We start from the raw sequence: 26,304 nt of genomic DNA, 5'->3' as shown, positions 1-26,304 counted from the left end.
TACCTGTTGACGCACTTTCTCACTCACCTGTGGGTCGGCGGATGATCGGCTCGCACAACCGCCGTCAGTCCTCCTCGCGCCGCCACCGATGTCGATGCGGCCGAATTACCCTCGGTCCGAATCGCGTTGGCCACATTCATGTACAGGTTTCTCCACAGGTGGGGATGAACGCCTCGATGGGTCGGGGGCGTGAATGCCGCGTGAACACCATGAGTCGCGGGTGTGACCGTAACGAGACCGCCTGCCGCAGGGGCGCTTCGCGCCCGTGCGCCTTTTTGGTTGTCCTAGCTACCAGAACGGCGCACGGGTGGCGGAGCCGCCTCGAACCGGTCCGGGCTGTCCACGACACCCGCGCTGCAGGCGGTCAGGCGGGGTTCGGTGCGGGTCGTGCGCACCCGGACCCGGTCGGTGCCGTCCGGGTGCCGGACCAGGACGTCGGTGTCGCCGTCCGGTCGCGGGACCGCCGACAGCGGGATCACGTCGTCGAGTCCGAGCAGCGACCGCTCGACCCGGACAGCGTGCTCGGCGAACTGCAGCACCGGGTCGTCGGTGCACCGGCCGCGGTAGTGTTCGAGCACCACCCGTCCGCGATCATGCTCGGCGACAATGTGTTCCGCGGCCTCCGCGGTGACCCGGCCGTAGTAGATGCCCGACGGCAGGCACACCACGGTCGCGGCGAACCGGTCGCCGCCGACGTGCGTCGACTCCCAGACCCGTCCGTCGCGGTGGCCGAGACCGGTGACGACGGGGCGTCCGAACGACGCGCAGCAGGCGTCCTTCTTGCCGTGGGTACAGACCAGGAAGAGTGATTCGGTGGCATCGAGGCGTTCCCCTCGGCCGGGCGGCAGATTCGTGAGGTCCAGGTCGAGGTCGAGCAGTTCCCGGTCCTCGCGCACCAGCAGTCGCTCCGCCCAGCCCTCGGTGCGTCCGGGACGCACGAGGTAGACGTGACGTCCGGCGGCGACGTCGCGGCGCTGCCGGGTGCGGATCAGCACCGGACGCACCCCCTCATCGGCGCACCGGGCGGCGAGCGCGTCGCCGAGGACCGGATCGAGGCGGCTCTGCCGGAGCCGGTCGCGACCCCACGGTCCGGGTTGCTCGATCAGCAGCCAGCCCCGCACCCGGGGCGCGGTGCCGCACAACGGCTCCTGGAGTGACCGGGAAAGCGCCGCGCACGCCGGTGGCGTCCACCCCTCGGGCGACGTCGTCGTCTGCACGCTCACGCAACAGACTGTATAAGGTTAGGTTCGCCTATCTTCTACCCCCTTCAAGATCGAGGTCCAGGATGCGTTCAGCTACGTGCTCCCCGAATGTCACCGACGTCCAATGGCAGGAGATCGTCGACGCCCTGACGCGACGAGAATTCGGTGCCGGGCTGGGAGCAGCCGCGCTGGCCGCCCTCACCGCCGCATGCGCGCGACCCGACGCCGCAACGGGCAGCGACAGCAGCGGGCAGCGCACCGTCACCCACGCCATGGGCACGACAACGGTGAGCAACCGGCCCAGTCGCATCGTCGCCCTCGACAGCCTGCCCATCGACACCGTCGTCACGCTCGGGAAGACACCGGTCGGCGCGGCTCAGGCAGGCTCCGCCGACGCGCTGCCTGCCTACCTCGGCGGCGGACTGGACAGCACCACCGTCGTCGGGTCGATCGCCGAACCGAACCTCGAGGCAATCGCCGCGTTGCAGCCCGACCTCATCCTCAGCAGCAAGCAGCGGCACGGCGACCTGTACGACGCGCTGTCGGCGATCGCGCCCACCGTGTTCGCGGTGTCGCCGGCGGTCGACTGGCAAGGGACGCTGCGGTTGTTCGCCGAGGCCATGGGGGAGACGGAAGCAGCCGAGCAGAAGCTGTCGGCGTTCCACGCCCGCGCCGCCGCATTGAGCGAAACCAACCGGGGCCGCACCGCGCACGTCATCCGCGTGATGGACGACGGTCTGCGCCTCCACGGACCCGGCACGTTCTCCGGTTCCGTGCTGACCGCGGCCGGCTACACCATCACTGGACAACCGTGGGACGCGAAGAACGACATGTCCGAGATCTCACTCGAGAACGTCGCCCAGATCGACTCCGACATCGCGTTCGTCGCCAACACGTCCGCACCGGGGGAACTGGGGATCGACCCCGCACTCGTCGGGCAGATGGGGCCGTCACGACGCGACGGCGTCCGCCAGACCGACTACCGGGTGTGGATCACCGGCATCGGTCTCACCGGCGCAAACCTGATCCTCGACGACCTCGAGCGGCTGTAGGCGCTTCGCGCCCGTGCGCCTTTTTGGTAGCGCCGACGACCAGAAAGGCGCACGGGCGCTAGCCTCCCCTGGTGAGTTCCGACAAGATGCTGACCCGCATCGGTGGGCTCCTCCGGCAGGCGGAATCCACCGACAACCCGCACGAGGGCGAGGCCTTCATGGCCGCCGCCCAACGGCTCGCGACCGCCGCCTCGATCGACCTCGCGGTGGCGCGTGCACACGCGGCGGGCAGGGAGAAGCGGGCCACTCCCACGCAGCGCCTGATCACGATCGGCGAACCGGGCAAGAAGGGGTTGCGGACGTACGCGCAGCTGTTCCTGGTGATCGCCGCCGCCAACGACGTCCAGTGCGACATCGCCCAGACGTCGGCCGTCATCTACGCATACGGGTTCGCGGGCGACATCGATGTCTGCGAGGCCCTGTACGCGAGCCTGCTGATCCAGATGGTCCGGGCGTCCGACGCGTACATCAAGTCGGGGGAGTACCGCAGCGAGACGACGGTGCGGACGCAAATCGAGAAGCGCGGACGCCGCCGGGTCGCGACACGGGTGCGACGCCCCGTCGCCGGTGTCACCGCCCGGTTGAATTTCCAGCTCGCCTACGCCGCGCGGATCGGGCAGCGCCTCGCCGACGCGAAGAAGGAGGCCGAGGAGCAGGCAGTGTCCGTGCTGGAGTCGTCGGCGGAGACGGCGCTGGTCCTGCGCGACAAGCAGCTCGAGCTGAAGGACTACTACTCGGAGAACTCGCAGGCCCGCGGGATGTGGCGAGGAGGGCGGGCGTCCGCCGGACATTCGTCGAGCGCCCGCCGGGCCGGCGACCGCGCCGCCCGGACCGCCCGCCTGAGCAACTCACCCGAACTGTCGACCTCCCGAAAGCAGATCCCGTCGTGAAGCGACCCCGCGACACCCAGCGGACCGCCGTGTACGACGCGGAAGCCCTCGTGCGCACCATGTTCGACCGCGCCGACGAGCGCGGGCTGCGCGTCGTCGACGTTCTCGGGTCGCAGGTGACGCTGCCGGTGGAACGCAAGTTCGCGTCGATCGACTCGGTGCAGGACTACGTGGACCGGGTGCTCGCCCTGAACTGGGTGCGGTCCACATGGACGCGGGCGGCCACCCCGATTCACGTCCGCGCGCGGTCGGGCAACAAGGCCGCCCACTACGAAAACGATTGCGCGACAATCGCGGTACCCGAGCATCGGAACGGGAGCGCCTGGGCGTTCCGCGAACTGGTGGTGCTCCACGAGATCGCCCATCACCTCGATCCGTCCGACCCCGAGTACCCGACGGTCGCGCCGCACGGACCGGAGTACGTGGACCGCTACCTCACCCTGGTCGGGGAGATCATCGGCCCCGAGGCGGCATTCGTCCTGCGGACCATGCTCCTCGCGGGCGGGGTGCGGCTGAACTGAGGCGGCGACCGCCGGGTGGATGTACCTTTCGACGCACCTGAGGCGTCGGACGGCACATTCGCCCGCTCAGATCGTCCGCTCGGCCGGTTCATTGTGCGCCCGGCCGTCGCGCGAGCACTATGGATCGAGAAGGCCCAACGTCTACTCCGAGGAGCCACGAATGACTCGTCCAGTTCGCATCGGTGTCCAACTTCAGCCGCAGCACGCGCCCGACTACGGGATGATCCGCGACGCGGTGCTGCGGGCCGAGGACGCCGGCGTCGACATCGTCTTCAATTGGGATCACTTCTATCCGCTGTACGGCGATCCGGCCGGCGCCCACTTCGAGTGCTGGACGATGCTCGGGGCGTTCGCCGAGCAGACGGAGCGAGTGGAGATCGGCGCGCTCGTCACGTGTGCCGGCTACCGGAACCCGGACCTCCTCGCCGACATGGCCCGCACCGTCGATCACATCAGCGGCGGACGGCTGATCCTGGGCATCGGCTCGGGCTGGTTCGAGCGCGACTACGACGAGTACGGCTACGAATTCGGTACCGCCGGGTCACGGCTCGACCTGCTCGCCGAGTATCTTCCGCGGATCACCGCCCGGTTCGGCAAGCTGGAACCCGCACCCACCCGGCACATTCCGATCCTCATCGGCGGTGGCGGCGAGAAGAAGACGTTGCCGCTGGTCGGGAAATACGGCGACATCTGGCACAGCTTCAGCGACATGGACACGTACAAGCGAAAGTCGGGGATCCTCGCCGGGTACGCACAGGATGCCGGACGCAGCCCCGACAGCATCCAGCACTCCACATCGTGGCCGGGTGTCGAGGACGCGGCAGCCCAAGTCGACGCCGGCGTCACCCTCTTCACCGTAGGTGTGGGCGGTCCCGACTACGACCTCAGCACTCTGAAGGAGGCCATCGCCTGGCGCGACGAGAACACCCCGCCGCCGCTGTCCGGCCTGGCGTAGGCGCTTCGCACCCGTGCGCCTTTCTGGTAGCCGGAACAACCAAAAAGGCGCACGGGTGGCGGAGCCGCCTACAGCCGTTCGAGGACCATCGCCATGCCCTGACCGCCTCCGACGCACATGGTTTCGAGGCCGAACTGCTTGTCGTGGGTGGTCAGGTTGTTGAGCAGCGTGGCGGTGATGCGGGCACCGGTCATGCCGAACGGGTGACCGAGAGCGATCGCGCCGCCGGAGATGTTGAGCTTGTCCTCGTCGATGTTCAGCTCCCGCGCCGACCCGATCACCTGGACGGCGAACGCCTCGTTGATCTCGACGAGGTCGATGTCGGAGATGCCCAGTCCCGCGATGGCGAGGGCCCGCTTGGACGCCTCGATCGGGCCGAGACCCATGATCTCCGGCGACAGCCCGGACACCCCGGTGGACACGATCCGGGCCAGCGGGGTCAGCCCCAGCTCCTTGGCCTTGGTGTCGGACATGATCACCAGGGCGGCGGCGCCGTCGTTGAGCGGGCACGCGTTGCCGGCGGTGACGGTGCCGTCCGGACGGAAGACGGGCTTGAGCTGGCTGACGGCCTCGTAGGTGGTGCCGGCGCGGGGGCCGTCGTCCTTCGTCACGACGGTGCCGTCGGGCAGGGTCACCGGGGTGATCTCCCGCTCGAAGAAGCCGTTGTTGATGGCCTCCTCGGCGCGGTTCTGCGAGCGCACCGCCCAGCGGTCCTGCTCCTCGCGGGTGATGCCGGTGATCTGCGCGACGTTCTCCGCGGTCTGGCCCATCGCGATGTAGGTGTCGGGGACCAGGCCCTCCTCGCGGGGGTCGACCCACTGCCGCCCGCCCTGGGCGAGCTTCTCGGTGCGGGTCTGTGCGTCGGCGTACAGCGGGTTCTGGGTGTCGGGCAGCGAGTCGGAGTTGCCCTTGACGAACCGGGAGACGGTCTCGACGCCGGCGGAGATGAACACGTCGCCCTCACCGGCCTTGATCGCGTGCAGGGCCATGCGGGTGGTCTGCAGCGACGACGAACAGTACCGGGTGATGGTGGTGCCGGGGATGAAGTCGTAGCCGAGCTGGACCGCGACGTTGCGGCCCATGTTGAACCCCTGCTCGCCGCCGGGCAGACCGCAGCCCAGGATCAGGTCGTTGATGTCGGTGGGGTCGAGCGCGGGCACCTTGTCCAGTGCCGCCTGGACCATCTGCGCGGCGAGGTCGTCGGGGCGCATGCCCTTGAGCGATCCCTTCATGGCGCGACCGATCGGGGAACGGGCGATGGAAACGATGACAGCCTCGGGCATGGGTAACTCCTACCGATTGACGTGGTGGACGGCAGTCGGTGCGGACCTGCAGCCCCTCAGTTCTAAGCATATGCTTATTTTCTAAGCGTTTGCATATATTGTCCGCGGCGGCGGCGTGGTGTCAACCCCCGGACGCCCGCGGTGGTGCTCGATGGGGCCGGATGTCATCCGGAGACCACCGCGTCGACGAAGATGTCGATCGCGAGGGGCGGAGTACCTCCGTAGCTTGTGAAATCGGTGACGCCGGCTTCGGCGAGAACCTCGACGTCGAGAAGGGTTCGGCCGTTGTCGGTGCCGGCGGGACGGCTGAGGAGTTCGATTGCCGCGTCGGCCATGATTTCCGGGGACCGCGCGTGCTGCAGACTCGCGTCGCCGCCGAGCAGGTTGCCCACGGCCGCTGTCGCGATCGTCGTCTGCGGCCACAGACAGTTGCTGGACAGAGCTACCTCCGCGTACTCGGCGGCGATCCCCAGCGCCGCCAGCGTCATCCCGTACTTTGCGAGCATGTATCCGGGGTGGGCGCCCAGCCACTGCGGTGACATGTTGAGCGGAGGGGAGAGGGTCAGTACGTGAGGGCTCGCCGACTTCTGCAGGTAGGGCAGGCAGGCGCGGGTCAGCGCGAAGGTGCCGCGCACATTCACCTGCTGCATCAGATCGAACCTCTTGAGCGTGAGGTCCTCAGTCTTCGAGATGTCGAGCACGCTCGCGTTGTTGACCACGATGTCGACGCCACCGAAGTTGTCGCGGGCGGTGTCGACGGCCCGGGCGATGTCGCTGCCGTTGCGGACGTCACCGACCACCGGCACGGCATGTCCACCCAATTCGTTCAGTTCACTGACGGCGGTATGAATGGTTCCGGGCAGTCGCGGGTCGGGAGTGTCGGTCTTGGCGAGCAGGACAACGTTCCCCCCTCGACTGGCGAGGGCGCGCGCGATCGCGAGGCCGATGCCACGACTTCCGCCGGACATGACAGCGGTTCGGCCATGGAAACTGTTGTCGTTCATCGCATTCCTTCGTTCTTCTGGTGAGGAGGAAACCTGCTCATGCCCCGTGGGCAGGGGGACGCACCCGGCTCTCGTCGAGAGTCTCGTGGCGTCGAACGAGCGCTCCTCACGGTAGAAGAGCCCGTCCGGCCTTGACCACGTCTCCGAAGCACCAATGATCGGCCGGCTTTTGTCCTGCCCGGACAAGAGCCCCCTCGGCCTGTTGGACTCATGCGCGACAGTTCGCTGGTAGAAGAGATTTCCGGTGAACGGGTACCTGCGGTGCCGACACCCTCTATTGTCCTCACCATGGCTTCACACGACGAGCGCGTCGCGCTCCTGGTCGGACGCATCGCAGCTTCACTCAACCAGCGGCTGGTGCCACTGACCGGCGACATCACCGAAGTGCTCTATGCGGAGATCCCGGATCTGCGCGCTGATCGACAGTTGTTCGATCTCCTCGGTGCAAGTGTGGAGAGCAATCTCGACACCATCTTCCACACGCTTCAGCACGATATCGACCCGGACATCCTGGATGCGCCGGCAGCCGCCATGGAGTACGCGAGACGGCTTGCCCAGCACGGGGTTCCCGTCAATGCTCTGGTGCGCGCCTATCGGCTGGGGCAGACCAACTTGCTCGGACTCGTGTTCGACGAGCTGGGCGGAGCTGCGGTCCCGTCCGAGCTCGGTGTGCCGGTACTCCAACGCATCATCACCGTCATGTCGGTGTACATCGACAGGGTCTCGCAGCAGGTCGTCGAAGTCTACGAGCGTGAACGTGAGCGTTGGCTGGCGCACCAGAGCGGTGTCCGGGCTGTTCGCGTGCAGGAGATACTGGCAGGCAACGACGATCCGGACGCCGGTGCCGCCCTCAATTATGTTCTGCTTCAACGTCACCTCGCCGCGATCATCTGGGTGTCCGACACCGATGCGGGTGACATGCTGGCGAGGATCGAGGCCGCGGCACACGACGTCGCCGGCTTCATCGGGGGCGTGACCGACCCGTTGTTCGTGGCCGCGGACCGGGTCACCGGTTGGGTGTGGATCCCACTGGGTGCACGGAAAGCTGCGCGACGCGGGTACGGCGAACTGGGCGACTTTCTCACCGGGCGGTATCCGGGTCTCGCGATGTCCGTGGGCGGGGTAGCACACGGCCCGAGCGGGTTTCGCCACTCTCACGGTGGCGCGCAACGCGCCCGGGCGCTCGCACTCGCCGCCGGCCGGAACGCCCCCGTCGTCACCGCCTACGACGAACCGGGGGTGTCCACGGTCTCCCTGCTGATCGACGACCTGGCCGCGACCCGCGCCTGGGTACACGCCGTCCTGCGTGGGCTGGCAGCCGACAGCGACAACGCCGCCCGCCTGCGTGACACCGTGCAGGTCTATCTCGCGAACAATCTCAGCAACGTCACCGCGGCGAAAGAACTAGGCCTGCACTACAACTCCGTGAAGTACCGGGTCAAGCGTGCAGCCGAGGAACGCGGTGAGGATTTCACCCGTGATCGGCTCGCAGTCGAACTTGCACTACTCGCGTGTCAATGGCTGGGGCCGGCAGTTTTGACACCCGGCTGATTGCCCTCGCCGAAAATGCGGTGCCCCGGCGCGGCGCCGACGCGTCACCGCCGCGGCGATCCCCTCCGGCGCGGGCGGTGTGACCGCCAGTGCCCGCGCCAGCCGCCAGGATTCGGGCAACACTTCGTGCGGATGCACGATCCGATCGATGATCCCGCAACGCAACGCCCTTTCCGGTTCGAGGATGTCCGCCGTGAACACCGAGTCCCGTGCCTGCCGTGGCCGCAGCGTGGCCTCGGAGCTGACGATGGCGGCGTCACACCCGAGGATGAGGTCGAGGCCTCCATCCGACGCCAGTCCGTTCACGGCGGCGATCAGCGGTTTGCCGACCTGATGACGAACGAAGTCGGCGAACCCCCGGTACGCGCTCATCCGCCCGGCGGTCAGCGCCGAGATGTCCGCAACGGCGCAGAACGTGTCTCCTGTACCGGTGACGATGCCCACCCGAAGGCCTTGATCACCCGCGAACGTGTCCATCGCCGCACTGAACGCGGCGGACATCTCGGCGTCCGCGACGTTCCCGTCTCCGGGACGGTCCAGAGTGATCACGGCAATCGAACCGTGCCGGTCGACGACTGCGTTCACAGGACGTCGCCTCCGCGCCGCCGCAGGTAGCGCAGCGCGGACTGGGCGGCGTTGTACCCGCTCATCCCGTGCGCGCCTGCCCCCGGCGGCGTCGATGCGGAGCACAGGTAGGTGCCCGGCACTCCGGTGCTGTAGGGGTCGAGGGCGATCCGTGGTCGCAGTACCACCTGGGTCTCGGTGTTGGCGCCGCCGATGATGTCGCCGCCGACGTAGTTCGGGTTCGACGCCGCCAGCCGGACCGGCCCGCTGCTCACGGTGGCCACGATACGGTCGCGGAACCCCGGGGCGAACCGTTCGATCTGCGCGACCACCGCCTCGGTGGCGTCGCCCGAATAGCCATGCGGAACATGGGCGTACGCGTACAGGGGGTGCAGGTCGCCCTTCGACCGGCCGGGGTCGGCGAGGTACTGCTGGCCGACGAGGACGAAGGGGCGCGTCGGCATCCGGCCCGTCGCGACGTCACGTTCGGCGTCGGCGATCTCCGCGAAAGTGCCACCCAGGTGGACGGTCCCGGCCAGGCCGCAGTCGGGGTTCGTCCACGGAACGCCGCCTTCGACGGCGAAGTCGACCTTGAACGCCGCCGGGCCGTGCCGGAAGCGGCGGTAAGCCTTCGCGACCCGGGACGGCATCCGGTCGCCGAGGATGTCGACGGCGGCGGACGGGGCGACGTCGAGCAGAACGACGTCCGCGGGCGGAAGGTCGCGGCTGCCGCGGACCCGGGTGCCCGTGGTGATCTTGCCGCCCCAATCGGTGAGCATCGCGGCGAGCGCGGTGGTGATGGACTGCGATCCGCCCTCGGCGACCGGCCAGCCGTAGCGGTGTCCGGCGGCCACGATCATCAACCCGACCGCGGACGTGGCGGGACGGTCGAGGCGGTAGTAGGCGTGGGCGGCGACCCCGCCGAACAGCGCTCGGCCCTTCTCGGTGCGCCACCACCGGGCGGTGGCGGTCGCAGGCAGTAATGCCCGGGGCCCGAAGCTCGCGAGCTTCAGGGGGTGTCGCGGGACGTTCGCGATCGGTCGCATCAGGTCGGCGGCGAGGTCGTCGAAGCCGTCGGCGAGCCCGCCGAACATCCGCTGCCAGCGGGTTCCGTCGGCGCCGAGGCCGGCGGCGGTCGCGTGGACGGAGCGGTGCAGGAGTCCGGCGTCACCGGTGTCGAGGGGGTGGGCGCAGTCGATGTCGGCCCACTTCCACTTCAGGCCGTAGCGTTCGAGGTCGAGGGTCTGCAGGTACGGCGACCCGGCGCCCATGGGGTGGAAGGCGGAGCAGTTGTCGTGCACGAGTCCGGGGACGGTGAGTTCCGCGGACCGGGTGCCGCCGCCGATGGTGTCGGCCGCCTCGAGGACCTGCACCTCGACACCGTGGCGGGCGAGGTGGACCGCGGCAGCGAGCCCGTTGGGCCCGCTGCCGACCACGACTGCGGTGGTCACGGCCGCACCGCCGCACTATTGTCCGGCACCGTCGCCTCCTGCGTACTCGACCTGGCAATGTCTCCCTCCAGTGTCCACTGCACGTCGAACGGGATGGGACCGTTCGGCAGCCACGGTTGCTCGGCGATGGCGTCGGCGACCTTGTAGGTGCCGCGTTCGATCACGCCGAGGGCGGCGTCGATCACCTTGTATTCCTGGACGCCCTTGTGGATCGGTTGCGACTCGATCCAGGCGATGAGGAACTCGCCGGGGGCGAAGTTGCAGCGGCGCTGGAGCGCGGCGATCAGGTGTTCGTTGTGCAGATGCCCGTCGCCGAAGTTGAACGCCACCAGTGAGTTACAGCTGAATTCGGCCTCACGCAGGGAGTAGGTGTCGATGTTGTCGCCGAGTTGCCGGCTCATCAGTGAGAGCAAGGCGCGGCCCTGACTGTGCATCGACCGCCAGCCCAGCAGCTGGTGCATCACGACGTCGGCCACCTCGGGCGGGTAGGTCGCCAGCAACTGGGTGCGGGTGTTCTGGCTGGGCCGCTTCACGAACTGGTCGAGCTTGTCCTCCGCGCCCGGCGCGAAGGCCCAGGTCGCCGACGCCCAATTGCCCGCGTATTGGCGCATCGAGGGCAGGAACGAGACGAGGTCGGGGCGCAGGTTCCCGAGGATGGGGAAGAACACCAGTGCCGCGATGATCACGGCGAGCAGCAGCGGGGACGAGAAGTCTCCCAATCCGAAGCCGTTGGCGTTCGGGAAGCCGAGGAACAGGAACACCGACGCGTAGGCGAACAGCAGGTTCCACTCGAGCGGAACTGCAAGCGGGAACGTCGACAGGATGAACAGGTGGAACGCGACCATCAGCGCGACCGCGAGCAGGGTGACGGTGCCGTTCGTGGTGAACAGCAGCACCAGCGGCGTGACCACCTCGACGACGGTGCCGAGGACGTGGGCGACCCCACCGGCGACGACCGACGGCCGCAGGTCGTTCGGGAAGCTGCGGTAGTGGGCGCGCTTGATCGACTTGAACGGCAACCAGGGGGTGTTGGACAGCATCGGAGGCACGACCATCGAGAAGTGGTGGCCCAGCTTGGAGACGCCGGCGCCGACCCACACCGACACGATGAGCAGCTTCAGCGCGACGATCATGTCCACGAACGGAAGGACACCGAAGAAGACGACGGCCGGGAAGTACTGCTCGCCGCGCGCTGCGATGAAGACGACCTTGTCGCGCAGCCCGATCACGACCAGCAAGACGATCAGCGGCAACAGAAGCGTGGGATTCACCAGGCCGTGGTTGCCGGGCAGCACTGCGTCGATGGACGGTGTGTGCACGCCGGCGAACCCGAGCGCCAGGGCGAGGTTGACGAGGATGGCGAGATAGACGAGAACGTCGAACACGGTGCGGGTGTCACCGGACGTCAGCGGCACCTTCCCCGGCCACGGTGGCAGCCGGATGGTGCCGGGTCGCAACCAGAACAGGGCGCCGCCCATCATGGGCTTGAAGTGCCCGGCGAGCGGCCCCCAGGAACCACCCAGTCCGAGGATCTCGATCAGCATCGTCCACAGGATCAGCTTCTGATACACGACCGGGGCGTTCCACCATGCACCGACGTCGAGGACGTTGTACCCGGAGGTGAAGGTCGCGATGGACAGGCCCACACCGAGATAGAGGACGAGTAGTTTCAGGATGTAGATGGTGTGCACCATCTTCGGGGTCCCGAAGCCGTAGTCGACCCAGTGCGTCGACATGGCGCGGATGCGGTCGAAGAACGGGCGGTCGAGGAAGGTGGCGGGGTCGACGTCGGGAAAGTTCCCGGTTTTGAATCCCATGGGAGGCTCCTGGGCTGAGGTGGGTAGGGGTCATCGCCTCGGGTGGGTCCCGAGGTGTGGGGCGTACTGGATCAGCTGACGGCGGCAGGCCGGTGGCGGCTGCGCAGGCCGGGCTTGTCGATCTTGCCGACGGGGTTGCGCGGCAGAGCGTCGACGACGTGAATAGACACGGGCAGTTTGACTTTCGTGAGGCATCCTCGGAGGTGGTCGGTGAGCTGGTCGCCGGTGACGGGGCTGTCGGGGTAGGTGACGACGTACGCGACGGGCACCTCGCCGTACACCTCGTGTGGTGCGCCGATCACCGCTGCCTCGAGCACGCCGTCGTGGGTGGCGAGGGCGTTCTCGATCTCCTTGGGGTAGATGTTCTCGCCGCCGCGGATGATCATGTCCTTGATCCGGTCGACGAGGGTGAGGTAGCCGTCCTCGTCGAGGCGGCCGACGTCGCCGGTGTGCAGCCAACCGTCGACGACGGTCCGTGTGGTCTCCTCGGGGCGTCCCCGGTAACCGTGCATGACGTTGGCACCTGCGACGATCACCTCTCCGGTGACGCCGACGGGCAGGTGCTCGCCGTCGGGTCCGGCGATGGCGATCCGCTGTCCGGGCAGCGCCGGGCCCACCGTGCCGAGCTTGCGGACACCGCCGGGCGGGTTGCACGCCGACGCGCACGTGCCCTCGGTGAGCCCGTACCCCTCGACGATGACGAGTCCGAAACGCTGCTCGGCACGGTCGAGGAGTTCCTTGGAGATCGGTGCCGCCCCGCAGACCGCGAACCGCAGCGACGAGGTGTCGCCGACGGTGTCCTGGGAGACCAGGAGGGCGTAGATGGTCGGGACCGCGGAGAAGTACGTCGGCCGCAGCCTGGCGACGTCGTCGAAGAACCGGGCCGGAGAGAACCGTCCGGTGACGCTCAACTGCCCGCCGGCCAGCATCGGCGCGAGGAAGCTCACGCAGATCGCGTTGACGTGAAACAGCGGCAGGACGAGCAGGCAGTGGTCGGCGGCCGTGAGCGAGAAGTGCTCGACCATCGACGAACTCATGAACTGCAGGTTGTCGTGGGTGAGCATGACCCCCTTGGGGCGTCCCGTCGAACCGGACGTGTAGATGAGGAGTGCGATGTCGTCGCCGGACGGGCCACTGTCGGGGGCCCAGTTCGGGCGCGGGGTCGTCGCCATGTCGGCCACGGCGATCGTCGGGCGGCCGCCGGAGGGTGCGCCCGGTCCCTCGTTGACGACGAGGACGGCCTCGGCGTCCGCGAACTGGTATTCCGCCTCGACGGCGGTGAACGTGGGGTTGACCGGGGTCGCGGTCGCGCCGATCCGCCACGCGGCCATCAGGGCGACCAGGAGTTCCGCCCGGTTGGGCAGCATCACGGCGACGACGTCCCCGCTCCGGACGCCGTTGTCTGTCAGTTGCGTCGCGAACGCATCCACGCGGTCGGCGAACTGCCGGTAGGTGAGGTCGAGGTGGTCGTCGCGCAGGCACGGTGCGTCAGCACGTGCTGTCGCGAGGTCCCAAGCGAAATAGCCGATGTCCGACACGGTTTCGATCCCCTTCAGTGGTGGTGTGATCCACGACACTATGCAGGGGGAGCGAGATGCGGAATATTCCGTGGGGCTCGAGTTTGCGCGGGGATTTGTCCGCCGGAGACAAGCGGCTCCGCCGCCCGTGAGCGGCCAAGGAGTCCAGAGACTCGTTGACCACGCAGGGAGGCGGAGCCGCCTCAGGTGTTGCGGGCGAGCTTTTCGCCGATCACGCGTGCGCCTTCAGGGAAGGCGCCGGGGTTCGTGCCGGAGTAGTTGAGTCGGATGAATGGCCCGGCGGGTTCGGCGGGGAACCACTCGCCGCCGGGCGCGATGAGCACTCCTGCGGCTTCGCAGTCGCGGACGAGTTGCCGGAGATCGGTTGCGTCGGGCAGGCGCACCCAGAGGTTGAGTCCGCCTTTGGGCACGTTGGTGAGGTGAGCTCGGGGGACGTGCTCGCGCAGGCTGGTGACGAGCAGGTCGCGGCGTGCTCGGAGTTGTTGCCGGAGATTGCGCAGGTGGGTCTGCCATCCGGGCTGGGTGACGACGTCGAGTGCTGCGGCCTGGAGTAGTCCGCTGACATACATCGATGAGGCTCCGCGGTCAGCGAGGATGCGTTCCCGGGCCGGACCGCGGGCGATGACTGCGGCGATGCGTATGGACGGTGACACGCTCTTGGTCAGCGAGCGGAGGTAGACCACATGGCCGGCGTCGTCGTGCGCGGCGACGGGGTTGGAGTCGGTGTCGATCCCGAAATCGTGGGCCCAGTCGTCTTCGACGAGGAAGGCGCCGTTTGCCCGGACAACCTCTAATACGTTTTCGGACACCATGTTCGACCATTGCGCGCCGGTGGGGTTGGCGTAATTCGGTTGAGCGTAGAACACCCGCGCGCCGGTCTCCGCGAAGGCTCGCGCCAGCTCGTCCGGGTCGGGGCCTTCGGGTCCGCTGGGGACGGGGACCACATGCACTCCGGCCTGGGCCGCGGCCAGTATGGCCCCCCAATACGTGGGCGACTCCACCAGCAGCGGTTGCCCGATGGGAACCAGGGCCCGGAAGACGGAGCTGAGCCCGCTCTGACTTCCGGGCAAAACGATGACGTCGCTCGCCGTGGGCGGCGTGACGCCGACGGGTGTCGAGGTGCCCAGTTCGTTGGCGAACCACGATTGCAGCTCCGGGAGGCCCGCGGCGGGAGAGGGTGACAGCGCGGCGTCGCTGCGTGCTGCCCGGGTCAGCGCGGATCGAACCAGGCGCTCGGGTAGGAGTTCCCGATCCGGATAGCCGGCGTGCAACGCGATCGCATCGTTGGGGGCCCGGCGCATCGGAGTCGACAGCGCGGGGAGGCGGCTCTGCGGGGATCGCAGAGCCGCAGTCTGCCATCCGTAGTCGAGCGGCCGGGCCGTCCGAACGGCGCGAACGAACGTGCCGACGCCGGGCCTGCTCTCGATCAGCCCCTGCGCAGTCAGGGTACGCAGGGCCTTCTGCACGGTCACCGGACTCGCCGCGTACTCGGCGACGAGTGACCGGGTCGATGGGAGCCGCGCGCCGGGTGGCGCCTGGGCGATCCATTTACCCAGTGCGGTGACGATGCGCACGCTGCTATCGTTGACCATGACGGTAGATAGTAGCGCTACTCAAATTCGCGCAACAGTGTTATCGCCTTCTCGCGCCGGCCTCTGGTGGGGCCTGCTCGGGGTGGCAGCGTTCTCGTTCACGGTGCCGTTCACTCGGGTGGCGGTGACCGGGTTGTCGCCGATGTTCATCGGCTCGGGCCGGGCAGTGATCGCGGCGGTGCTCGCGGCGGCAGCTCTGACGCTGACCCGGCAGCGCTTTCCGCGAGGTGTGCAGTGGGCGCGTCTCGGTGTGGTGGCGGCCGGAATCGTCGTCGGCTTCCCGCTTCTCAGGTCCTTCGCCCTGACGACTGTGCCTGCCAGTCACGGTGCCGTCGTCATCGCGCTGCTGCCGGCGGCCACGGCGGTAACCGCTGTTGTCCGGGGCAAGGAGCATCCGCCACTGTCGTTCTGGATCATGGCAGGGGTGGGCGCCCTGGCGTCTGTCGTGTTCGCATCCATGCAGGGCGACGGGGTTGGTCACTTGCACTGGGCGGACCTACTGCTGTTCGGCGCCGTCGTGGCCGCCGCGGTCGGATACGCCGAGGGGGGCCTCCTCGCCCGCGAACTCGGCGCATGGCAGACGGTATCCTGGGCGCTGATGGTCGCCGCGCCGCTGATGATCACCCTGGCAGTCATGTCGGCGATCCGGCAGCCGCCCACCGGCTCACCGATCGAGTGGGCCGCGTTCGCGTACTTGGGCGTGGTGAGCATGTTCCTCGGCTTCTTCGCCTGGTATCGCGGCCTCGCGATCGGGCCGATGGCGCAGGTCAGCCAGGTCCAACTGGTCCAACCCGTGTTGACCATCAGCTGGGCGGCCCTGCTGCTGCGTGAACAGCTCACCTGGGCCACCATCCTCGGCGGCGTCGCCGTGGTCGTCTGCGCAGGGACCGCCGTCCGAGCCCGAGGGCGCTTCGCACCCGTGCGCCTTTCTGGTTGTCCCAGCTACCAAAAAGGCGCACGGGCGGCGGAGCCGCCTACGCCCGCCTGAGGATCGCCTGCAGGTCGGCGGACGGGGAGAGGGTGCCGTATTCGTGCGTGCGGTCGGGGCCGAGGCGGGCGTCGACGAATGCATCGGCGACGGCGGCGGGCGAGAACCGGGTCAGCAGCGACGCCTGCAGCGCGAGGGCCATCGATTCGACGACGGTACGGGCGCGCAGTTGGGCGGCCGCAGCGTCGAGTCCGGCGAGTTCGCCGAGCAGACGCCGGACCCGGTCGAGGTGCTCGTCGAGCACCGCGTTGGTGCCGCGGGACAGGTTCACCTCCGCGTCGAACGCGTCGACGCTGTCGGGTTCGCGGGTCATCGCGCGCAGGACGTCGAGGGCGATGACGTTGCCGGACCCCTCCCACACGGCCATGACGGGCTGCTCTCGGTAGCGGCGGGCGAGCGGGAAGTCCTCGGTGTAGCCGTTGCCGCCCAGGCATTCCAGCGCCTCGTAGGCGTGGTGCGGGCCGCGCTTGCAGATCCAGTACTTCGCGACCGCGGTCGCGAGGCGGCGGAAGCTGCGTTCCTGCTCGCTCGCGTCCTCGTCGTGGGCCCGGGCGAGGCGCAGCGCGGTGACGATGGCCGCCTCCGACTCGAGCGCCAGGTCGGCGAGCACCGACGTCATCGCGGGCTGATCGGCCAGGACCTTGCCGAACGCCGAACGGTGCCGGGCGTGCCACACCGCCTCGGCGACGGACTGCCGCATCCCCGCGGTGCTGCCGAGCACGCAGTCGAGGCGGGTGCGCGCGACCATCTCGATGATGGTGCGGACGCCGCGCCCCGGTTCGCCGACCATGACGCCGACAGTGCCGTCGAGTTCGATCTCGGACGACGCGTTGGACTTGTTGCCGAGCTTGTTCTTCAGCCGCTGGATGCGGAAGACGTTGCGGGTGCCGTCCGGGAGGATGCGCGGCAGCAGGAAGCACGACAGTCCTTCGCCGCCTGTGCCTTCCGCCTGCGCGAGGACGAGGAACGCGTCGGACATCGGCGCGGAGCAGAACCACTTGTGCCCGGTCAGGAGGTAGTCGGCGCCGGGACCGCCGCGACCGGCGGGTTTCGCGACGGTGGTGTTGGCCCGGACGTCCGAGCCGCCCTGCTTCTCCGTCATGGACATGCCGAAGATCGCGGACGCCTTGCCGGGTGCGTCGAGTTCGGGGGCGTAGCTGCGGGACAGCGCGCGGGGCTTCCAGATCGCGGCGACGTCGGGTTGCAGTTCGAGGGAGGGGATGACGGCGTTGGTCATCGAGATCGGGCAGGAGTGTCCGGGTTCGATCTGCGCGAACATCATGAATGCCGCTGCGCGAGCGACGTTCGCGCCCGGCTTCGGATCGGCCCCGGCCGACGTGTGCGCTCCGTGAGCGACGGCCGCGGAGATGATCCGGTGGTACGCGGGGTGGTATTCGACCTCGTCGATCCGGTTGCCCCAGCGGTCGAACGTCTTCAGTTCGGGGATGATCGTGTTGGCGAGTTCGGCGTCGTGCTGGAACGTGGCGCTGCCGACGAGTGCGCCGATGTCGGTGAGTTCGCCGGTGGCCCAGTCGGCGTCGTGGCGACGCACGCCCTCGGACAGCACCGTGTCGAGGGTGAACTCGTTGACCTCGGTGCGGGGTACCGACTGGTTGAGCACGGCGTGCGTCCGGTGGGGTGCGGGATGGGTGACGTTCGTTTCGGAAAAAGTAGTCATGACACTGTCTTTCGTGAGTCAGCTCGCGGAGCGGATCAGGTGCTTCTGGATCTTGCCGGTGGGAGTGCGGGGCAACACGGTGGCGAACACGTAGTCGCGGGGAATCTTGTAGCGCGCCAGCTTGTCCGACAGGTAGTCACGGATGTCGTCGGCACCCACGACGTCCGGTTCACGCCACACGACGTGCGCGACGACGGTCTCACCCCACTCGGGGTGCGGCCGGCCTACCACCGCGACGTCCACGACGTCGGGATGGCCGGAGATGGCGTCCTCCACTTCCTTGGAATAGACGTTCTCGCCGCCGGTGATGATCATGTCTTTCGCCCGGTCGACGATGTAGAGGTAGCCGCCGTCGTCCTTGCGTGCGAGATCGCCGGTGCGGTACCAGCCGCCGTCGGCGAACACGGCTGCGGTGGCACCGGGATCGTCGAGGTAGCCCTGCATCACAGTCTCGGTACGCAGCCAGATTTCGCCGATCTCCCCGGCGGGCACATCACAGCCGTCGAGGCCGGCCAGGCGCATGTCGACGCCGGCGAGCGCCGCCCGGCCGATCGAGCCGGCCTTCGCGAGCTGTTCCTCCGGGTAGAGGACGGCCCCGACGGGACCCGTCTCCGTCATCCCGTACACCTGGTAGAAGCGGGTCGTCCGGTACGACTCGACGAGCCGGCGCGCCACGTCGGCGCCGATCGGCCCGCCGCCGTAGAGCCAGGCCCGGACACTGGACAGGTCGTAGTCGGCGAAGTCCGGTACCGCATTCAGTGCCGTGGTGTAGATGACCGGCGGTCCGAAGCACAGCGTGATGCGTTGCTGCTGTACCGCTTCCAGGAAGTGGACGGGGTGGTACTCGCGGACGAGCACGACGTTGCGGTGGCTGTGCACGCAACCCTTGGGCGCGCCGGTGGTACCGGAGGTGTAGAGGATTTCCGCGGGGTCGTTCTCGTCGAGGTCGATGCCGTCGATGCCGTCCGGGTCCGCGATCGCGTCGTCGAAGAAGGGGAGGCCCGCCACGGCGGTGTCGGTGGTCAGCAGCTGCACCGGCGTCTCGAGTCGCTCGATCACGGGTGCGAGTTCGCCGTCGAAGACGCACACCTTCACCTGCGCATGCCGCAGGATGTAGTCGACCTCGGGTGCCTGCATCTTGTGGTTGACCGGCACCACCACCGCGCCGATGCGCCAGGCGCCGAGCATCGCGTAGACGAAGCCGGGGGTGTTGAAACACATGAGGGCGACGCGCTCGCCGCGCCCGACCCCCAGTTTCCGCAGCAGGGCGGCCGCGTGGCGGCTGCCGTCCTGCACGGAACCATACGTATGGTCGCGCCCCTGGAAATGGAGAAAGACCTTGTCGGGCGTCTTCCGGACGTTGCTGTCGAATACGCGCACGATGTTCATCGCGCTCCTTGAAGAAGAGGGGTTCAGTCGATGGAGGTGTTGAGGACGGTCTCGGGGATCTGGAGGTTCGCGAAGATGACGGCGACGGCCTCCTCGAGCGAGTAGCCGAAGCTCTCACCGGTGGCGGTCTTCTGGATCACGAGGCCGAAGATCGCCGACCAGAACGCCTTCGATTCGACGTCGATGCCGGCGCGCAGTTGCCAACCGGTGCGCATCAGGGTGCGGATCAGCGCGTCCTCGCCCGAGGAGTGCAGAGTGCGGAGGGTGTCGGTGATGAGGTCGCGCAGTTCGTTGCGCCGTCCCGTCATCAGCATCGCCGAGGTGAAGAGTTCGACGCTGGGCGCGCCGGGCCCGAGCAGGGAGCCGACGAGTCTCTCCGTGTAGTCGCCGACGGTCTCCGCGGTGGCCGCGTCGTCCTCGGCCCTCTTGCCTGCGCGCAACACGGCAGCACACGCGACCTCGACGAAGAGCCGTTCCTTGGAACCGTAGTAATAGGTCACCTGGTTGGGGTGGGCCCCCGCGGCGGCGCAGATCTGCGTGATCGGGACGCCCTCGCCGTTCGCGAGAAACAGTTCGGTGGCGGCGGTGAACAGGGCGTCGCGGGTCTGACGACCGGACTCCCGGGTGGCTCGCGCTGCTCGGCCCGTCTGCGGCACCATGTCTGCGCTCCTACTTGTTTGTATGACAAACAATAACTCGACTTTGTTTGTATGACAAACAAGGAGAGTGACGGGCGTCGCCCCACACGTCCTCCGACCCCGGAAATACCGACTGCCAGGGTTACGCTGCTCACCATGTTTTCTTCCGTCGGAGCGAAGATCCGTGTGGTGGTGGCGCTGCTGCTCACCGCCCTGCTGGCGCTGACCCTGTCGTCGTGTTCGAGTGACGGGGAGACGTCGGGGGCGGCATCGCAGGATCTGTGTTCGCCACCCGGCGTGGGCGCGGCCACCGCCGCCCCGACCAACCTCGCCGCCGCCGGTGCCGCGGCCGAGGACCGTTACACGACGCCGTCGACAACCCCGATCGACCAGATCGACACGTCGAAACTGAACCTGATCACCCCCGGTGTGCTCACCGTCGGCACGCTGTCCGACGCACCGCCGAGCATCTGCGTGAACTCGGAGAACCAGTTCACCGGCTACGACAACGAACTGCTGAAAGCCGTCGCCGGCAAACTGGGCCTGCGCGTCGACTTCGTCGGCACCGAGTTCGCCGGACTGCTCGCCCAGGTCGCCGGGCGGCGCTTCGACGTCGGATCCTCGTCCATCACGACGACGGACGAACGCCGCAACACCGTCGGCTTCACCAACGGCTACGACTTCGGCTACTTCTCCCTCGTCGTTCCCAACGGCGGTCCGATCCAGGGCTTCGACGACCTCACCGCGTCCACCCGCATCGGCGTCGTCCAGGGCACCGTCCAGGACGACTACGTCGTGAACACGCTGAAGCTGAACCCGGTGAAGTTCCCCGACTACGCCACCGCCTACGCGAATCTGAAGTCCGGGCAGATCGACGCCTGGGTGGCGCCGTCGCAGCAGGCCGAGGGTGCCATCGCGCCGGGCGATCCCACGTCGATCGTCGAGAACACCTTCAGCGTCAACAACTTCGTGGGCTGGGCCGTCAACAAGGAGAACCAGCCGCTCATCGACGCCCTCAACTCCGGTCTCGACGCGACCATCGCGGACGGCACGTGGGCGCAGCTGTACTCCGACTGGGTGCCCCGCGAACTGCCCGAGGGCTGGAAGCCCGGCAGCAAGGCGGCACCGGCGCCCGACCTGCCGGACTTCGCCGCGCTCGCCGCCCAGAACTCGCAGAACACGACCGAAACCCCGGTCGCGGAACCCAAATCGACACTCCAGCAGCTGAAGGACACGTTCTTCAACTGGGACCTCTACACGCGGGCATTCCCCGATCTGCTCAAGACCGGTCTGCCGAACACGTTGATCCTGGCGTTGGCGTCGGGCATCGTCGGCACCGTCCTCGGCATGCTGCTCGCGATGGCCGGGATCTCCCGCACCCGCTGGCTCCGCTGGCCCGCCCGCATCTACACGGACGTGTTCCGCGGCCTGCCCGCCGTCGTCATCATCCTCATCGTCGGCCTCGGCGCCGGACCCATCGTCAAGGGACTCACCGGCAACAACCCCTACTGGCTCGGTGCGGCCGCGCTGTCGCTGCTCGCGTCCGCGTACATCGGTGAGATCTTCCGGTCCGGCATCCAGAGCGTCGAACCCGGACAGCTCGAGGCGTCCCGGGCGCTCGGCTTCAGCTACCGGAAGTCGATGACGCTCGTCGTCGTCCCACAGGGTGTGCGACGGGTGCTGCCCGCGCTGATGAACCAGTTCATCTCCCTGATCAAGGACTCGTCGCTGATCTACTTCCTCGGCCTGCTCGTCAGCCAGCGGGAGCTGTTCGCCGTCGGCCGCGACCTCAACGCCCAGACCGGCAACCTGTCGCCGCTCGTCGCCGCCGGCCTGTTCTACCTGGCGATGACGATTCCGCTGACCCACCTCGTCAACTACATCGACAACCGTCTGCGCACCGGCCGCGCCGACACGTCCGGCACGCTCGACCCGGTGGAACAGTCCATCGTCGTGGAAAGGGGATAAGGCGATGGCCGTCTCTCTCACTGGCACCGACCTGCATCTCGCGTTCGGCACCAACAAGGTGCTCCGCGGCGTCGACCTCCACGTCGACGCCGGCGACACCGTCACCGTGATCGGACCGTCCGGCTCCGGCAAATCCACGCTGCTGCGGGTCCTCAACCGGCTGCACGAACCCGATCAGGGCGACGTCCTGCTCGACGGCAAGTCGGTGCTGAAGGACAACCCGGACAAGCTGCGGCAGCGCATCGGCATGGTGTTCCAGCACTTCAACCTGTTCCCGCACAAGACCGTCGTCGACAACATCGCCCTCGGGCCCCGCAAGCTCAAGGGTATGTCCAAGAACGAGGCGCGGTCGGTGGCGCTCGAGCAACTCGAACTCGTCGGCCTCGCCAACAAGGCCGACTCGCGGCCCGGCAACCTGTCGGGAGGGCAACAACAGCGCGTCGCGATCGCCCGCGCCCTCGCGATGAAGCCCGAGGTGATGTTCTTCGACGAGGCCACCTCCGCACTCGACCCCGAGCTGGTGAAGGGCGTCCTCGCGCTGATGGCCGACCTCGCCAACGGCGGCATGACGATGGTCGTCGTCACCCACGAGATGGGCTTCGCCCGCGAGGTGTCCGATACCGTGCTGTTCATGGACCACGGCGCCGTCGTCGAGACCGGCAAGCCGGACCAGCTGTTCGACAAACCCGAAACCGAACGGCTGCAGCAGTTCCTGTCGCAGGTGCTCTAGGCCGCTCCGCGGCTCGTGCGCCTTTTTGGTAGCTGGAACAACCAGAAAGGCGCACGGGCGCGAAGCGCCTACCGCGTCATCGCCCGGATCCGCCTGGCCGCGACGGAGATCAGCGCCAGCGTGGGTTCGGTGGCGACCTCCGACTCGATCTCGGTCAGCAGGGCACGCGCGCGGGCGAGCCGGGCGGCATTGTGCTGTTCCCACTGGTCGACCTTGTCGGCTGCGTCCTCGCCGGGTTCGCTCACGGACAGCGCGTCGAGGGTGATGGCGCGCAGCGAGCTGTAGAGGTCGTCGCGCAGGGCGAGGCGCGCGAGGGCGTGCCACCGGTCCAGCCTGGGGAGCGCCGTGACGGCGGTCAGTGCGGTGTTGATGTGCAGATGCGCCGACAGCGCGAAGTACAGTTCCGCGACGTCCTCGGGACGGTGCTGTGAGATCTCCGCGATGTCCACGATGTCGAGGAGGCAATACGTGTGCAGGAGGTCCGCGACGTCGGCGGCGAGCCCGGCGTCCGCCCCTCGCGACGTGAGGGCCTCGGTGCGCCGCTCGACCGCAGTGATCTCGTCGCCGCGCAACCATTCCCGCACGCGTGGCCCGAGGTCGCGGACGACCGGCCGGTAGCGGGCGATGGTGGCCTCGAGCGGCAGCGGTTGTGGCCGGTGCGTGGTCAGCCACCGCGACGCGCGGTCGATCAGTCGCTGGGTCTGCACCGTCAGTGCATTCGTGCCCGGCGTCGGCGTCGTGTCGGCGGCCGCCCGGATCCGTTCGAAAGTCGCTCCGAGGTCGAAGATCTCGGTGACCGCCGTGAAGGCGTTCACCGCCTCCGCGGAGTCGGCGCCCGTCTCCTCCCGCAGCCGGAATGCGTACGTCATCCCCGCGCGGTCGACCATGTCGTTGACGACCGACGTCGTGACGATCTCCCGGCGCAACGGGTGCGCGGCGACCGTGTGCGCGAACTCCCGGCCGAGGCGCGGCGGGAAGTAGTTGTGCAGCCGGCCGGCGTACACCCTGTTGTCGGGGAGCGTCGTGCCCGACACCTCGCTCTTGATGAAACGCTTGACCTGCGCGGTGAGCTGCGCCAGCTCCGGGCTCGTCAGCCCCTTCTGCTCACGTTCGAGTGCGCCGAACTGGGCGGACGTCGGGAGCACGTCGATCGCGCGGTCCACGTGGCCGCGGCGTTCCAGGTCGTCGACCATGCGGGAGTGGAAGCTGACGAGTGTGCCCGCCTGCGCCCGGTTCAGGCTCATCATCTCGTTCTGGCTGCGGTTGTCGGCGAGGACGAGCCTGCTGACGTCGTCGGTCATGTCGGACAGCAGCTCTCGCCGGTCCTGCGCGGTGAGCGTGTTGTCCGCGGTGGCGCCTGCCAGGGCGATCTTGATGTTGACCTCGTGGTCCGAGCAGTCGACGCCGGCCGAGTTGTCGAGCGCGTCGGTGTTGACGCGACCACCGTTGCGCGCGTATTCGATTCGCCCGAGCTGCGTCAGGCCGAGGTTGCCGCCTTCGCCGACCACCCGGACCCGCAGCGCAGGCGCGTCGAGCCGGACCGCGTCGTTCGACTTGTCGCCGACGTCCGCGTGGCTCTCAGTCGTCGCCTTCACGTATGTGCCGACGCCGCCGTTCCACAGCAGGTCCGCGGGCGCACCGAGGACGGCGCGCACGAGTTCGACGGTGGTGAGGACCCGATCGTCCTCGATCCCGAGAACACGCCGCGCCTCCGGTGTCAGCCGAACCGACTTCGCCGACCGGTCGACGATCATGGCGCCGTCGCTGAGGACCGCCTTGTCGTAGTCCTTCCAGCTCGACCTGCCGAGCCCGAAGAGCCGTGCCCGCTCGTCCCACGACCGCTGCGGATCGGGATCGGGGTCGATGAAGACGTGCCGGTGGTCGAACGCCGCGATCAGGCGGATGTGCGGGCTGAGCAGCATCCCGTTTCCGAAGACGTCGCCGCTCATGTCGCCGACCCCGACGACGGTGAAGTCGTCGGTGCGTGTGTCGACGCTCATCTCACGGAAGTGCTGCAGGACGCTTTCCCACGCACCGCGGGCGGTGATGCCCATCGCCTTGTGGTCGTATCCGACGGAACCGCCGGACGCGAATCCGTCGCCGAGCCAGTACCCGCGCTCGAGTCCGATCGCGTTGGCGACATCCGAGAACGCCGCTGTCCCTTTGTCTGCGGCGACCACGAGGTAGGTGTCGTCGCCGTCGCGCCGGACGATGGCCTCCGGCGCGATCACCTGCCGGGTGGTGATGTCGAGGTTGTCCGTCATGTCGAGGAGGCTCGAGATGAATTCGCGGTAGCAGGAGATGCCCGCCGACTGCATCGCGTCCCGGTCGGCAGCGGCGTCGCCGGTCGGCACGGGCGGGTTCTTGACGACGAAGCCGCCCTTCGCTCCCGCCGGGACGATGACGGCGTTCTTGACCGCCTGCGCCTTGACGAGTCCGAGGATCTCGGTGCGGAAGTCGTCGCGACGATCCGACCACCGGATGCCGCCGCGGGCGACGTCGTCGAATCGCAGGTGCACGCCCTCCATGCGGGGCGAGTACACGTAGGCCTCGTATTTCGGCCGGGGCAGCGGCAATTCGTCGATCGACGAGGAATCGAACTTGAACGCGAGAGCGCGCGGGGGCCGACGGTCGCCGGCGTAGTACGTCGTCCGGGTGGTGGCGCGAATCAGCGAGAGCAGTGCCCGCAGGATCCGGTCGGCGTCGATCCCGGCGACGGCGTCGATCGCGTCGACGATGCGGCCCTCGAGCGCGTCTTCCGCGGCGGCGTCGCGTTCGATGCCCGGGTCGAGCCGAAGCGCGTGGAACTCGACGAGAAGTTGCGTGATTACACTGTTGCCCAGCAGGACTCGTTCGACGTTGCTGCGGCTGTAGGGGAGCCCGGCCTGACGCAGGTAGGCGGCGTACGCGCGGAGGACGGTCACCTGACGCCAGCCGAGCCCGGCGTGCAGGACGAGCGCGTTGAACCCGTCGACCTCGGTCTCACCCGTCCACGCCGCCCGGAACGCGTCCGCGATCCGGCTGTCGCGGGTCACCCCGTGGCCCTCCGTCACGGTGACCAGATCGACGGTCAGGTCGTAGATCCAGGCGCGGTGCCCGTCCGGGCGGGTCAAGGCGGCCGGCCGTTCGTCGAGCGCGTTGACGCCCAGGCTGGACAGGATCGGCAGAACCTCGTTGAGCGGTGCGGGTTTCCCGACCGCGTAGATCTTCAGGTTCTCGTACGGCGCGGACGCCTCGGCGGTCGTGAATGTCAGCGCCACCCTGTCGACGCCGAGACGCTCCACCTCGGCGACGTCGCGGATCGCCTGTGCCGGATCGGTTTCGGTGGCATAGCTGATCGGCAGCGCGGACGCGTAGTGGCGCGCGACCGCGGTGCCCTGATGGTGCGGTTCCGCGAGCAGCGTGCTGCGCCACAGCTCGTGGGACCAGGGTGTGTCGAGTTCCGTGCCGATGCTGTTCATGACGATGGGGTGATCTCCTGTGGTGGGATCGG

The 26,304-nt window shown here is 68.2% G+C and carries 20 protein-coding genes; 8 read left to right on the top strand and 12 right to left on the bottom strand.

Annotated elements, in window-relative coordinates:
* Positions 1 to 284: 284 nt before the first annotated feature.
* On the bottom strand, positions 285 to 1,223 hold the full coding sequence (locus ACFWAY_RS34705; RefSeq protein ID WP_378513717.1) for a sucrase ferredoxin: 939 nt from the start codon (positions 1,221 to 1,223) through the stop codon (positions 285 to 287).
* Positions 1,224 to 1,285: 62 nt separating this feature from the next.
* On the opposite strand from ACFWAY_RS34705, the gene ACFWAY_RS34700 reads away from it, so the two are divergent.
* The 4 genes from ACFWAY_RS34700 to ACFWAY_RS34685 all read left to right on the top strand — a co-directional run bounded on the left by ACFWAY_RS34700 (position 1,286) and on the right by ACFWAY_RS34685 (position 4,620).
* Positions 1,286 to 2,254: an ABC transporter substrate-binding protein gene (locus ACFWAY_RS34700; protein WP_378513716.1), complete on the top strand. Its 969-nt coding sequence runs from the start codon at positions 1,286 to 1,288 to the stop codon at positions 2,252 to 2,254.
* Positions 2,255 to 2,325: 71 nt separating this feature from the next.
* Positions 2,326 to 3,144 (top strand): DUF2786 domain-containing protein, encoded by an 819-nt coding sequence (locus tag ACFWAY_RS34695; protein WP_378451244.1) that lies wholly within the window; start codon positions 2,326 to 2,328, stop codon positions 3,142 to 3,144.
* A complete protein-coding gene (locus tag ACFWAY_RS34690) occupies positions 3,141 to 3,665 on the top strand; it encodes a TIGR04338 family metallohydrolase (protein WP_378451245.1) in 525 nt (174 codons plus the stop codon). The genes ACFWAY_RS34695 and ACFWAY_RS34690 overlap by 4 nt, the downstream gene beginning before the upstream one ends.
* Positions 3,666 to 3,825: 160 nt before the next feature.
* Positions 3,826 to 4,620, top strand: coding sequence for an LLM class F420-dependent oxidoreductase (locus ACFWAY_RS34685; protein ID WP_378451246.1), 795 nt, complete (start codon positions 3,826 to 3,828; stop codon positions 4,618 to 4,620).
* Positions 4,621 to 4,688: 68 nt separating this feature from the next.
* Here ACFWAY_RS34685 and ACFWAY_RS34680 read toward each other — a convergent pair whose 3' ends face one another.
* Positions 4,689 to 5,903, bottom strand: coding sequence for an acetyl-CoA C-acetyltransferase (locus ACFWAY_RS34680; protein WP_378513715.1), 1,215 nt, complete (start codon positions 5,901 to 5,903; stop codon positions 4,689 to 4,691).
* A gap of 164 nt (positions 5,904 to 6,067) precedes the next feature.
* Positions 6,068 to 6,907 (bottom strand): SDR family oxidoreductase, encoded by an 840-nt coding sequence (locus ACFWAY_RS34675; protein ID WP_378451248.1) that lies wholly within the window; start codon positions 6,905 to 6,907, stop codon positions 6,068 to 6,070.
* 288 nt (positions 6,908 to 7,195) lie between these two features.
* On the opposite strand from ACFWAY_RS34675, the gene ACFWAY_RS34670 reads away from it, so the two are divergent.
* The gene (locus ACFWAY_RS34670; RefSeq protein ID WP_378451249.1) at positions 7,196 to 8,458 is read left to right on the top strand and encodes a PucR family transcriptional regulator; all 1,263 of its coding nucleotides are present in this window, start codon (positions 7,196 to 7,198) and stop codon (positions 8,456 to 8,458) included.
* Here the strand turns inward: ACFWAY_RS34670 and ACFWAY_RS34665 are convergent.
* The 5 genes from ACFWAY_RS34665 to ACFWAY_RS34645 all read right to left on the bottom strand — a co-directional run bounded on the left by ACFWAY_RS34665 (position 8,411) and on the right by ACFWAY_RS34645 (position 15,420).
* Positions 8,411 to 9,043, bottom strand: coding sequence for an enoyl-CoA hydratase/isomerase family protein (locus ACFWAY_RS34665; RefSeq protein ID WP_378513714.1), 633 nt, complete (start codon positions 9,041 to 9,043; stop codon positions 8,411 to 8,413). The genes ACFWAY_RS34670 and ACFWAY_RS34665 overlap by 48 nt on opposite strands.
* Positions 9,040 to 10,473: a phytoene desaturase family protein gene (locus ACFWAY_RS34660; RefSeq protein ID WP_378451251.1), complete on the bottom strand. Its 1,434-nt coding sequence runs from the start codon at positions 10,471 to 10,473 to the stop codon at positions 9,040 to 9,042. Before ACFWAY_RS34660 ends, ACFWAY_RS34665 begins: the two co-directional genes overlap by 4 nt.
* Positions 10,470 to 12,290 carry a DUF3556 domain-containing protein gene (locus ACFWAY_RS34655; protein ID WP_378513713.1) on the bottom strand — a complete coding sequence of 607 codons (1,821 nt, stop codon included), beginning with the start codon at positions 12,288 to 12,290 and terminating at the stop codon, positions 10,470 to 10,472. Before ACFWAY_RS34655 ends, ACFWAY_RS34660 begins: the two co-directional genes overlap by 4 nt.
* 71 nt (positions 12,291 to 12,361) lie before the next feature.
* Positions 12,362 to 13,828 (bottom strand): class I adenylate-forming enzyme family protein, encoded by a 1,467-nt coding sequence (locus tag ACFWAY_RS34650; RefSeq protein WP_378513712.1) that lies wholly within the window; start codon positions 13,826 to 13,828, stop codon positions 12,362 to 12,364.
* A 182-nt stretch (positions 13,829 to 14,010) separates the two neighbouring features.
* A complete protein-coding gene (locus ACFWAY_RS34645) occupies positions 14,011 to 15,420 on the bottom strand; it encodes a PLP-dependent aminotransferase family protein (RefSeq protein WP_378451254.1) in 1,410 nt (469 codons plus the stop codon).
* Here ACFWAY_RS34645 and ACFWAY_RS34640 point away from each other — a divergent pair.
* On the top strand, positions 15,419 to 16,408 hold the full coding sequence (locus tag ACFWAY_RS34640) for a DMT family transporter (RefSeq protein ID WP_378513711.1): 990 nt from the start codon (positions 15,419 to 15,421) through the stop codon (positions 16,406 to 16,408). The two genes, ACFWAY_RS34645 and ACFWAY_RS34640, sit on opposite strands and share 2 nt — an antisense overlap.
* On the opposite strand, the gene ACFWAY_RS34635 is transcribed toward ACFWAY_RS34640, so the two are convergent.
* Genes ACFWAY_RS34635 through ACFWAY_RS34625 form a run of 3 tightly spaced genes read right to left on the bottom strand, consistent with a single transcriptional unit; the run spans position 16,395 to position 20,134 of the window.
* Complete coding sequence (locus ACFWAY_RS34635; protein WP_378513710.1) at positions 16,395 to 18,086, bottom strand: acyl-CoA dehydrogenase family protein; 1,692 nt, start codon at positions 18,084 to 18,086, stop codon at positions 16,395 to 16,397. The two genes, ACFWAY_RS34640 and ACFWAY_RS34635, sit on opposite strands and share 14 nt — an antisense overlap.
* Positions 18,087 to 18,104: 18 nt before the next feature.
* Entirely contained in the window at positions 18,105 to 19,475 is a 1,371-nt protein-coding gene (locus ACFWAY_RS34630) for a class I adenylate-forming enzyme family protein (RefSeq protein WP_378513709.1), read from the bottom strand.
* A 23-nt stretch (positions 19,476 to 19,498) separates the two neighbouring features.
* Positions 19,499 to 20,134, bottom strand: a complete 636-nt coding sequence (locus ACFWAY_RS34625; protein ID WP_378513708.1) for a TetR/AcrR family transcriptional regulator C-terminal domain-containing protein — start codon at positions 20,132 to 20,134, stop codon at positions 19,499 to 19,501.
* 135 nt (positions 20,135 to 20,269) lie between these two features.
* Here ACFWAY_RS34625 and ACFWAY_RS34620 point away from each other — a divergent pair, with 135 nt between their 5' ends.
* Both ACFWAY_RS34620 and ACFWAY_RS34615 read left to right on the top strand, forming a co-directional pair.
* Entirely contained in the window at positions 20,270 to 22,081 is a 1,812-nt protein-coding gene (locus ACFWAY_RS34620) for an ABC transporter substrate-binding protein/permease (RefSeq protein ID WP_378513707.1), read from the top strand.
* A gap of 4 nt (positions 22,082 to 22,085) precedes the next feature.
* On the top strand, positions 22,086 to 22,811 hold the full coding sequence (locus tag ACFWAY_RS34615) for an amino acid ABC transporter ATP-binding protein (RefSeq protein ID WP_378513706.1): 726 nt from the start codon (positions 22,086 to 22,088) through the stop codon (positions 22,809 to 22,811).
* 68 nt (positions 22,812 to 22,879) lie between these two features.
* Here ACFWAY_RS34615 and ACFWAY_RS34610 read toward each other — a convergent pair whose 3' ends face one another.
* Positions 22,880 to 26,272, bottom strand: a complete 3,393-nt coding sequence (locus tag ACFWAY_RS34610) for an NAD-glutamate dehydrogenase domain-containing protein (protein ID WP_378513705.1) — start codon at positions 26,270 to 26,272, stop codon at positions 22,880 to 22,882.
* Positions 26,273 to 26,304: the final 32 nt, after the last annotated feature.

The sequence above is a fragment of the Rhodococcus sp. NPDC059968 genome (assembly GCF_042738615.1).
Classification (GTDB): Bacteria; Actinomycetota; Actinomycetes; order Mycobacteriales; family Mycobacteriaceae; genus Rhodococcus_F.
This window is presented reverse-complemented; position numbering and strand designations above follow the sequence as displayed.